This is a genomic window from Capnocytophaga sp. oral taxon 326 str. F0382, assembly GCF_000318295.1.
In the GTDB taxonomy this organism is placed as follows: Bacteria; Bacteroidota; Bacteroidia; order Flavobacteriales; family Flavobacteriaceae; genus Capnocytophaga; species Capnocytophaga periodontitidis.
On sequence record NZ_KB291454.1, the window covers coordinates 1 to 3,631 of the forward strand.

Below are 3,631 nucleotides of genomic sequence, written 5' to 3' on the forward strand. Positions count from 1 at the left end.
TTCGTCTCTCGTCATTCGTCTCTCGTCATTCTTCCCTCATATTTCGTCATTCGTATTTCGTAATTCGTAATTATTTCTTATCTTTGCCTCAAAATAACAAGAACACTATGGAATACATTATAAATATTAGGGCACAAGGTTCAAAATTGAATGCTTTTTTAAACTTCATAGAAAGTCTCGATTTCGTCGAAATTTTTGAAGTAAAAAAACAAAATACAGAAACTATTACATCAGAGAAAGCTGTGATCAAAGAGCAAAAGGCCTTTAAGAAAAAACTCTTTGATGCAATGCAAGAGGCTGAAGATGTACGTGCTGGAAAAAAAGAAGCCATCCCTTTTGAAAGTTTTATCAATGAATTTCGAGAAAACGAAGTTAATAAACCCAAAGAAAAAAAAATGAATAAACTAAATATCATCCTATTACTCCTTACCCTTCACTTCTCCCTCTTCACTTATGCTCAAGAAAATAGTGACGACGGCTTGATTGGCTCTACACAAAGCTCAACTGCCAACCCCTCAACGGTCGATACTCATTATCTCGAAGACCAATTCTATGTCGGTCTCACCTACGATTATCTCGCCGGCCAAGCCAGCAGTGTCGTGCAGCACAACCTCTCCCACGGCATCCACTTAGGCTTCATCCGCGACCTTCCCATCAACCAAAAACGAAATCTCGGCTTTGGCATCGGATTAGGTTATGCTTACGATGTGGTGTATAACAATATGGTAGCCAACAAAACCTCAACAGGTGTCAGTTACGAAATAGTCGAACATTTCCGCGATTTGAACATCAGCAAAAACTATTTCAAAACCCACGCCATCGAAATGCCTTTAGAATTCCGATTCCGTACCTCCACCCCCACATCTCACAAATTCTGGAGAGTATACGCAGGAATGCGCATCGCCTATCTCTTAGGCGGCAGAAGCCTGTACACCGCCAACGACATCGACACCTCCTTCCAAAACCCCGACATCGTTAGAAAATTCCAACTAAAAACCTTTGCCGCTTTTGGCTATAATGCTCTGAATTTCTTCGTGCAGTACAACCTCTCTCCTTTGCTAAAGGACGCAAAAACCACCGATGGCACAAGCCTCAGTTCTAATGTATTACAAATAGGTCTCATCTTTTATATACTCTAATGGACGAAAATATCACACGCTGGCGACTCATCTTGGGTCAAGATGCAAATGCTTTGGGTGAAGTATCACTCAACGAACAGCAATCACTGATGGATGCTACCCTCGCCGCCCTCTACGACGATACCGACGGCAATGGCAACGGCGGCGGCAAACGCTCGGCTGGCTTGGGCAACTCCGCTCCTAACTTAGCCAAGTGGCTCACCGATGTACGTTCCTTCTTCCCCCCCGATGTAGTGAGCGTCATTCAAACCGATGCTATCGAACGCAAAGGTCTCACCAAACTGCTCTTTGAACCCGAAACCCTCAAAAACGTAAAACCCGACATCTCTATGGTGGGCACCTTAATGGCACTCAAAGACCAGATTCCCGCCAAATCCAAAGACACCGCCCGCGAGTTAGTCAAAGAAGTCGTCAATGAGATTATGAAACGTATGGAGCAAGACCTGCGCCGTGCTGTTACCGGCGCTCTCAACAAAAAAGCACATACCCCCATCGCCAATTTCTCATCAACCGATTGGAAACGAACCATCCAGCGCAACCTCAAAAACTACGACACCGCCACCAAGCGTATCATACCCGAAAAATTCTATTTCTTTGAACGCACTCAAAAACAAAAAAACTGGACGGTAATCCTCGACATCGACCAAAGTGGGTCTATGTGCGATTCCATTATCTACTCATCGGTAATGGGCTCCATCTTTGCAAGTATGCCCGCCCTCGATACTCACGTAGTAGTGTTCGACACCGAAATAACTGACCTCACCGAAGCCTGCCGTCAAGACCCCGTCGATATGCTCTTTGGCGTGCAATTGGGTGGAGGAACCGACATTAATAAGTCTGTGGCATATTGCCAAACGCTCATCGAGAACCCCCGCAAAACGATGTTCATCCTCATATCCGACCTCTATGAGGGAGGCGTGCGCTCCGGACTCCTACGTCGTCTAAACGAGATGCATCAGGACGGTGTAAAAGTACTCGTACTCTTAGCCCTTTCCGATAGCGGTCGTCCCGATTACGACGAAAAACTCGGTAAGGAAATCAGCAAACTCGGCATCGCCTGTTTCGCCTGCGCCCCCGATCGCCTCCCCGAGCTCGTCGAAAACGCCCTCAAAGGCAACGACCTCAAAAAATTTGAAAGTAAAAACAATGAAACTATAAACTAATTTGCTAATTTTCCAATTTGCTAATTTACTAATTCCACACAGCTCCTCTCCAAGTCTCTCAGAGCCTCTCTGAGGCCTCAGATTTTTCACTTCTCACTCCCTTCGCCGTCAGGCGAAAATTCGTGTAAATTCGTGAAATTCGTGGGCAAAAAAACTTTCGCAGCACCAGCTGCCCAACATCACTCGGCATTCGTCACTCGGAAATTTTCAGAGTTTCTCTGAAAACTCCATTGATTACACTGATATTCAATATTTTTTTGCGGCTAGTCCCCCTTCGGGGAAGTCTGCCAGAGCAGAGTATGTGGGGGGGGCATCTTTTAACTTTTAACACTTAATTCAAAATTCAAATGAAAAAACATTCTAAAGTTTGGAACGAAACCAAAACACACGACTCTTGGTCTATTTTTAAAATAATGGGTGAATTTGTTCACGGTTATGAACAAATGAGCTCCATAGGCCCCTGCGTATGCATCTTCGGATCTGCACGCATCAATCCCGGAACCCCCTACTACGACCTCACCGTCCGTATTGCCCAAAAAATAGTCGACGAAGGTTTTGGCATCATCACCGGAGGAGGCCCCGGCATTATGGAAGCCGGAAACAAAGGCGCTCACCTCAACAAAGGCGTATCTGCCGGACTCAATATCGACCTGCCCTTCGAGCAAACCAACAACCCTTATATCGACCACGACAAGAACATCAAATTCAACTATTTCTTTGCGCGCAAAGTAATGTTTGTGAAATACTCCAAAGCCTTCATCGCTATGCCAGGTGGCTTTGGCACCCTCGACGAACTTTTCGAGACCCTCACCCTCGTACAAACCCATAAAATCGACAAAATCCCTATCATTTTAGTAGGCACAGACTATTGGAGCGGACTTGTAGAGTGGATAAAAACAATATTGTTAGAAAAATTCAACAACATCAGTCCCGAAGACTTAGATTTGTTCCATTTGGTAGACACCGAAGATCAAGTCATCAAAGTCATCGAAGACTTCTATTTCAACAAACAACAACTAAAACCAAATTTCTAAAAACACTAGCGCTGTCCGAAAAGTCTCAAAATCACTTTTGCGTCGCTACACTTTGCCAAAGTTTCTTGCCCGTACGGCTCGGACCTTTGGCAAAGTATACTAGTCTGATTATCAATAATTTTTGAAGTATATTATGTCTGATTACCAATAATTTTTGAAGTATGTTATATACGGGCGTTTTGCAAACGCCCACATAAATAAAACTTTTCTGACACCTTCTTTCATTTCACATCACAAAGCAATCACCCCTCAACCCCATCCCTCCCACCTTTCCCTCTGCTCCCACCTTTCCCTC

Annotated in this window: 3 protein-coding genes; all 3 read left to right on the top strand. The window is 44.5% G+C overall.

Features of this window, described 5'->3' with window-relative positions; genetic code table 11:
- The coding region (locus tag HMPREF9073_RS12100) for a porin family protein (RefSeq protein ID WP_232212962.1) at positions 1–1,139 on the top strand (1,139 nt) is incomplete at its 5' end.
- Complete coding sequence (locus HMPREF9073_RS12105) at positions 1,139–2,302, top strand: VWA domain-containing protein (RefSeq protein ID WP_009414063.1); 1,164 nt, start codon at positions 1,139–1,141, stop codon at positions 2,300–2,302. The genes HMPREF9073_RS12100 and HMPREF9073_RS12105, both read left to right, overlap by 1 nt.
- Positions 2,303–2,649: 347 nt before the next feature.
- Positions 2,650–3,336, top strand: coding sequence for a TIGR00730 family Rossman fold protein (locus HMPREF9073_RS12110; RefSeq protein ID WP_009414064.1), 687 nt, complete (start codon positions 2,650–2,652; stop codon positions 3,334–3,336).
- The last annotated feature ends 295 nt before the right edge of the window (positions 3,337–3,631 follow it).

What these genes read in the sequence shown, in the direction of transcription:
- HMPREF9073_RS12105 (WP_009414063.1), top strand. Translation starts at nt 1,139, where the DNA reads ATGGACGAAAATATCACACGCTGGCGACTCATCTTGGGTCAAGATGCA.
- HMPREF9073_RS12110 (WP_009414064.1), top strand. Translation starts at nt 2,650, where the DNA reads ATGAAAAAACATTCTAAAGTTTGGAACGAAACCAAAACACACGACTCT.